At 73.6% G+C, this 1,382-nt stretch carries 1 protein-coding gene; it reads left to right on the top strand.

Features of this window, described 5'->3' with window-relative positions; all coding sequences use genetic code 11:
* On the top strand, window positions 1-1,382 hold a 1,382-nt coding region (locus L1885_RS28330; RefSeq protein WP_235799999.1), incomplete at both ends, for a MinD/ParA family ATP-binding protein.

Raw genomic sequence — 1,382 nt, 5'->3', positions numbered from 1 at the left:
CGCAGCCGCCCGTGGCACATCAGCCGGACGCGCAGCAGCCCGGGGCCCAGCCGATGCCGTCCCAGCAGCCCGTGCCGGGCCCGTACCCGGGTGCCGCTCCCGGCGTGCAGGGGCCCCCGGCCGACCCCCGGGCCGGGACGGCCTGGCCCTCGCCGGTGGCGCACGACCATCGGGAGCGCTCCGTGCCCGGCGCCCCGCTCGGCTACACGGCGGCGGTCGAGCTGTCGTCCGACCGGCTCCTGCGCAGCGGCAAGCAGAAGCCCAAGAGCAACCGGAACCCCTCCGCCGGCCGCTTCAAGCTCGGCGGCAAGGCGGCCGAGGCCGACCGGATGCGCAAGCTCGAACTGATCAGGACGCCCGTCCTGTCCTGCTACCGGATCGCGGTGATCAGCCTCAAGGGCGGCGTCGGCAAGACGACGACGACCACCGCCCTCGGCTCGACGCTGGCCACCGAGCGGCAGGACAAGATCCTCGCGATCGACGCCAACCCCGACGCGGGCACGCTCGGCCGCCGGGTGCGGCGCGAGACCGGGGCGACCATCCGCGACCTGGTCCAGGCGATCCCGTACCTCAACAGCTACATGGACATCAGGCGGTTCACCTCGCAGGCGCCCTCCGGCCTGGAGATCATCGCCAACGACGTGGACCCGGCCGTCTCGACGACGTTCAACGACGAGGACTACCGCCGCGCCATCGACGTCCTCGGCAAGCAGTACCCGATCATCCTCACCGACTCGGGCACCGGGCTGCTCTACAGCGCCATGCGCGGGGTGCTCGACCTCGCGGACCAGCTGATCATCATCTCCACGCCGTCCGTCGACGGCGCGAGCAGCGCGTCCACGACGCTCGACTGGCTCTCCGCGCACGGCTACGCGGACCTGGTCCAGCGGTCCCTGACGGTGATCTCCGGAGTGCGCGAGACCGGAAAGATGATCAAGGTCGAGGACATCGTGCAGCACTTCGAGACGCGCTGCCGCGGCGTGGTCGTCGTGCCGTTCGACGAGCACCTGGCCGCGGGCGCCGAGGTCGACCTCGACATGATGCGGCCGAAGACCCGCGAGGCGTACTTCAACCTCTCGGCGCTGGTCGCGGAGGACTTCGTCCGCGCCCAGCAGCAGCAGGGGCTGTGGACGGCGGAGGGCAACAACCCGCCGCCGCAGCTGGCGCCGCCGATGCCGGGCGGTCAGATGCCGGGCGGCCCCTACGCGCCGGGGGCGGGCGCACCCCCGCAGTACGGCGGGCCGCAGCAGACGGGCCAGGTGCCGCCCGGCGGCCACGCGCCCGGGCAGGTCTCGCCGTACGGGGCTCCGGCCTACGGCCAGGTGCCCTACGGCTATCCGCAGCAGCCCCAGCCCGGACCGGCCGGCTGGGGGCCGCCGCCG

Source organism: Streptomyces fuscigenes, assembly GCF_021556455.1.
Taxonomy (GTDB): domain Bacteria; phylum Actinomycetota; class Actinomycetes; order Streptomycetales; family Streptomycetaceae; genus Streptomyces; species Streptomyces fuscigenes.
Note: the sequence above shows the minus strand (reverse complement) of the source record. Positions and strands in the feature narration are given on the sequence as shown.